Below are 4,803 nucleotides of genomic sequence, written 5' to 3' on the forward strand. Positions count from 1 at the left end.
CCAGTGGGCCATCGACTACCGCATGCAGTTCAAGCGTGACGTGGTGATCGACCTGGTCTGCTACCGTCGTCGCGGCCACAACGAGGCCGACGAGCCAAGCGGCACCCAGCCGATCATGTATCAGCAGATCACCAAGCAGCGCACCACCCGTGAGCTGTATGCCGATCGCCTGACTCAAAGCGGTGTGCTGGACGCAGAGCGTGTGCAGTCGAAAATCGACGAATACCGCAACGCACTGGACAACGGCCTGCATGTTGTAAAAAGCCTGGTCAAAGAGCCGAACAAAGAGCTGTTCGTGGACTGGCGTCCGTATCTGGGCCATGCCTGGACTGCGCGTCACGACACTCGCTTCGACCTCAAGACCCTGCAGGAACTGTCCGCCAAGCTGCTGGAAATTCCAGAAGGCTTCGTGGTTCAGCGCCAGGTTGCGAAAATCTTCGAAGACCGTCAGAAGATGCAAGCCGGCGGCCTGCCGATCAACTGGGGTTACGCCGAAACCATGGCGTACGCGACCCTGGCGTTCGAAGGTCACCCGATCCGCATGACGGGTCAGGACATCGGTCGCGGTACGTTCTCGCACCGTCACGCCGTGTTGCACAACCAGAAAGACGCGGGGACCTACATCCCGCTGCAGAACCTGTACGAAGGCCAGCCACGTTTCGACCTGTACGATTCGTTCCTGTCCGAGGAAGCCGTACTGGCGTTCGAATACGGTTACTCGACCACCACGCCTGACGCTCTGGAGATCTGGGAAGCCCAGTACGGCGACTTCGCCAACGGTGCCCAGGTGGTTATCGACCAGTTCATCACCAGTGGCGAGCACAAGTGGGGTCGTCTGTGCGGTCTGACCATGCTGCTGCCACACGGTTATGAAGGTCAGGGTCCTGAGCACTCCTCGGCACGTCTGGAGCGTTACCTGCAACTGTGCGCCGAGCACAACATTCAGGTAGCCGTACCGACTACGCCGGCTCAGATCTACCACTTGCTGCGCCGTCAGGTGATTCGCCCGCTGCGCAAGCCATTGATCGTACTGACACCGAAGTCGCTGTTGCGTCACAAGCTGGCCATCTCGACCCTGGAAGACCTGGCCGAAGGTTCGTTCCAGACCGTTATCCCGGAAATCGATGCCCAAGACCCGAAAAAGGTCGAGCGCATTGTTCTGTGTAGCGGCAAGGTCTACTACGACCTGCTGGAAAAACGCCGTGCCGAAGGCCGTGACGATATCGCCGTCGTGCGTCTCGAGCAGCTGTATCCATTCCCTGAGGACGACTTGAACGAAGTCCTGGCGCCTTACACCAACCTCAAGCATATCGTTTGGTGTCAGGAAGAGCCGATGAACCAGGGTGCCTGGTACTGCAGCCAGCACCACATGCGTCGCATCGTTGGCAATCACAACAAGGCACTCGTCCTCGAGTACGCCGGTCGTGAGGCCTCCGCTGCACCGGCTTGTGGTTATGCATCGATGCACGCTGAGCAGCAGGAAAAACTGCTGCAAGACGCCTTTACTGTTTAACGCCTTCGCGCACCTGAAACCGAATTTAAGGAACCACAGACAATGGCTATCGAGATCAAAGCCCCCACTTTCCCGGAATCGGTTGCCGATGGCACCGTTGCCACCTGGCACAAGCAACCGGGCGACGCGGTCAAGCGCGACGACCTGATCGTCGACATCGAAACCGATAAAGTCGTACTGGAAGTGTTGGCTACCGCTGATGGCGTACTGGGCGCTATCGTCAAGAACGAAGGCGACACCGTTCTGTCCGACGAAATCCTGGGCTCCATCGAAGCGGGCGGCGTTGCTGCCGCTCCTGCCGCGGCTCCTGCTGCTGCCGCTCAAGCCGCTGCCCCGGCTGCTGGCGAAGACGACCCTGTTGCCGCTCCAGCTGCGCGCAAGCTGGCTGAAGAGAACGGCATCAACATCGCTTCCGTTGCCGGTACTGGCAAAGGCGGTCGTGTGACCAAGGAAGACGTGGTTGCAGCCGTTGCTGCCAAGAAAGCCGCTCCGGCTGCCGCGCCTGCCAAGGCTGCTGCTCCGGCCGCCGCTGCTCCTGTATTCGCTGCTGGCGATCGCATCGAGAAGCGCGTTCCAATGACCCGCGTGCGTGCCACCGTGGCCAAGCGTCTGGTTGAAGCTCAGTCGAACATGGCGATGCTGACTACTTTCAACGAAGTCGACATGACCGAAGTCATGGCACTGCGTTCGAAGTACAAGGATCTGTTCGAGAAGTCCCACAACGGCGTACGCCTGGGCTTCATGTCGTTCTTCGTGAAAGCGGCTACCGAAGCGCTGAAACGCTTCCCGGCTGTCAACGCTTCGATCGACGGTGCAGACATCGTTTACCACGGCTACGCCGACGTCGGTGTTGCTGTTTCCAGCGACCGCGGCCTGGTGGTTCCGGTTCTGCGTAACGCCGAACTGATGAGCCTGGCTGAAATCGAAGGCGGCATCGCCACCTTCGGCAAGAAAGCCCGTGACGGCAAACTGTCGATGGACGAAATGACCGGTGGTACGTTCACCATCACCAACGGTGGTACTTTCGGTTCGATGATGTCGACTCCGATCGTCAACCCGCCGCAAGCAGCGATCCTGGGCATGCACAACATCCTGCAGCGTCCTATGGCGATCAACGGTCAAGTGGTAATCCGTCCGATGATGTACCTGGCTCTGTCCTACGATCACCGTCTGATCGATGGCAAAGAAGCTGTGACTTTCCTGGTGACCATCAAGAACCTGCTGGAAGACCCGGCTCGTCTTCTACTGGATATCTAAAAAGCAGCGGCAAGCTGCAAGCTGCAAGCCTCAAGCTCAAAGCGAGCGAGCGGCTTCAAGCTTGCCGCTTGCCGCTTGTAGCTTGTTGCTAAAAGGGAACCTTTTATGACTCAGAAATTTGACGTAGTAGTGATCGGCGCGGGCCCTGGCGGTTACGTGGCTGCCATCAAGGCCGCTCAGCTTGGTCTTTCGACGGCCTGCATCGAGAAGTACACCGACAAGGAAGGCAAACTGGCTCTGGGCGGTACTTGCCTGAACGTCGGCTGCATTCCATCCAAGGCGCTGCTGGACAGCTCCTGGAAATTCCACGAAGCACAAGACGGCTTCGCGATCCACGGTATCAACCACGCTGGCGTGACCATGGACGTTCCAGCAATGGTCGGCCGTAAAGCCAACATCGTCAAAGGCCTGACCTCGGGTGTTGCCACCCTGTTCAAGGCCAACGGCGTGACCTCGATCCAGGGCCACGGCAAACTGCTGGCTGGCAAGAAAGTCGAAGTCACCAAGCCTGACGGTTCGGTAGAAATCATCGAAGCCGAGAACGTGATCCTGGCTCCAGGTTCGCGTCCAATCGACATTCCACCGGCTCCGGTTGACCAGAACGTGATCGTCGATTCGACTGGCGCCCTGGAATTCCAAGCTGTGCCAAAACGTCTGGGCGTGATCGGCGCTGGCGTGATCGGCCTGGAACTGGGTTCGGTATGGTCGCGCCTGGGCGCTGAAGTGACTGTCCTGGAAGCCCTGGACACCTTCCTGATGGCTGCTGACGCCGCCGTTTCCAAGGAAGCACTGAAAACCCTGACCAAACAAGGTCTGGACATCAAGCTGGGCGCTCGCGTAACCGGTTCCAAGGTCAACGGCGAAGAAGTAGTCGTGACCTACACCGACGCCAAAGGCGAACAGACCATCACCTTCGACAAGCTGATCGTAGCCGTTGGTCGCCGTCCGGTGACCACTGATCTGCTTTCCGCTGATTGCGGCGTGACCCTCGACGAGCGCGGTTTTGTGCACGTCGACGATCACTGCGCGACCACCGTACCGGGCGTATACGCGATCGGCGACGTGGTTCGCGGCATGATGCTGGCTCACAAGGCCTCGGAAGAGGGCATCATGGTTGTCGAGCGCATCAAGGGCCACAAAGCCCAGATGAACTATGATTTGATCCCTTCGGTTATTTATACTCACCCGGAAATTGCATGGGTCGGTAAAACCGAGCAGGCCTTGAAAGCTGAAGGCGTTGAAGTTAACGTCGGCACTTTCCCGTTCGCAGCCAGTGGCCGTGCCATGGCAGCCAACGATACCGGCGGTTTCGTCAAAGTGATCGCCGATGCCAAGACTGACCGCGTATTGGGCGTCCACGTGATTGGCCCAAGCGCTGCAGAACTGGTCCAGCAGGGCGCAATCGGCATGGAATTCGGCACCAGCGCTGAAGACCTGGGCATGATGGTCTTCTCCCATCCGACCCTGTCCGAAGCCTTGCACGAAGCAGCTCTGGCAGTGAATGGCGGCGCCATTCACATCGCCAACCGCAAGAAGCGTTAAGACAATAAGAAACCACGGCGGTATGGCCCGTCGTGAGCCTTGCATGCAAGACTCACCGCGGAATATCCGCTGGACGCAGTCTTGCGTAGCCTAGGCTACGCAAGCAGCAGTCACAGGTGGTGCGGCACTCCACAGTGCAGCACCGAATGCGCAGTACCTAACGAAGACGGTAATAAGCATGAATCTTCACGAGTATCAGGGTAAGCAGCTGTTCGCTGAGTACGGCCTGCCAGTATCCACCGGTTACGCGGTAGACACCCCGGAAGCAGCAGCAGAAGCTTGCGACAAAATCGGCGGCAGCGAGTGGGTTGTCAAAGCCCAGGTCCACGCCGGTGGTCGCGGTAAAGCGGGCGGCGTAAAGCTGGTTCGCAGCAAAGAAGACGCTAAGGCATTCGCACAGCAGTGGCTGGGCAAGCGTCTGGTGACTTACCAGACTGACGCCAATGGTCAGCCAGTCACCAAGATCCTGGTTGAATCGTGCACTGATATCG

Annotated in this window: 4 protein-coding genes; all 4 read left to right on the plus strand. The window is 58.6% G+C overall.

Features of this window, described 5'->3' with window-relative positions; all coding sequences use genetic code 11:
• Positions 1 to 1,513 (plus strand): 2-oxoglutarate dehydrogenase E1 component (locus ACIOVD_RS27815; protein ID WP_401131369.1); only part of this gene is annotated, 1,513 nt, incomplete at its 5' end.
• Positions 1,514 to 1,555: 42 nt separating this feature from the next.
• On the plus strand, positions 1,556 to 2,770 hold the full coding sequence (gene odhB / locus ACIOVD_RS27820) for a 2-oxoglutarate dehydrogenase complex dihydrolipoyllysine-residue succinyltransferase (RefSeq protein ID WP_401131371.1): 1,215 nt from the start codon (positions 1,556 to 1,558) through the stop codon (positions 2,768 to 2,770).
• Between the two features lie 105 nt (positions 2,771 to 2,875).
• Positions 2,876 to 4,312 carry a dihydrolipoyl dehydrogenase gene (gene lpdA / locus ACIOVD_RS27825; protein ID WP_401131373.1) on the plus strand — a complete coding sequence of 479 codons (1,437 nt, stop codon included), beginning with the start codon at positions 2,876 to 2,878 and terminating at the stop codon, positions 4,310 to 4,312.
• Positions 4,313 to 4,490: 178 nt separating this feature from the next.
• Positions 4,491 to 4,803, plus strand: a 313-nt coding sequence (locus ACIOVD_RS27830; RefSeq protein ID WP_401131375.1) for an ATP-grasp domain-containing protein, incomplete at its 3' end; no start/stop codon positions are given.

The sequence above is a fragment of the Pseudomonas sp. NPDC087626 genome, assembly GCF_044743405.1.
In the GTDB taxonomy this organism is placed as follows: domain Bacteria; phylum Pseudomonadota; class Gammaproteobacteria; order Pseudomonadales; family Pseudomonadaceae; genus Aquipseudomonas.

What these genes read in the sequence shown, in the direction of transcription:
- lpdA (WP_401131373.1), top strand. Translation starts at nt 2,876, where the DNA reads ATGACTCAGAAATTTGACGTAGTAGTGATCGGCGCGGGCCCTGGCGGT.
- odhB (WP_401131371.1), top strand. Translation starts at nt 1,556, where the DNA reads ATGGCTATCGAGATCAAAGCCCCCACTTTCCCGGAATCGGTTGCCGAT.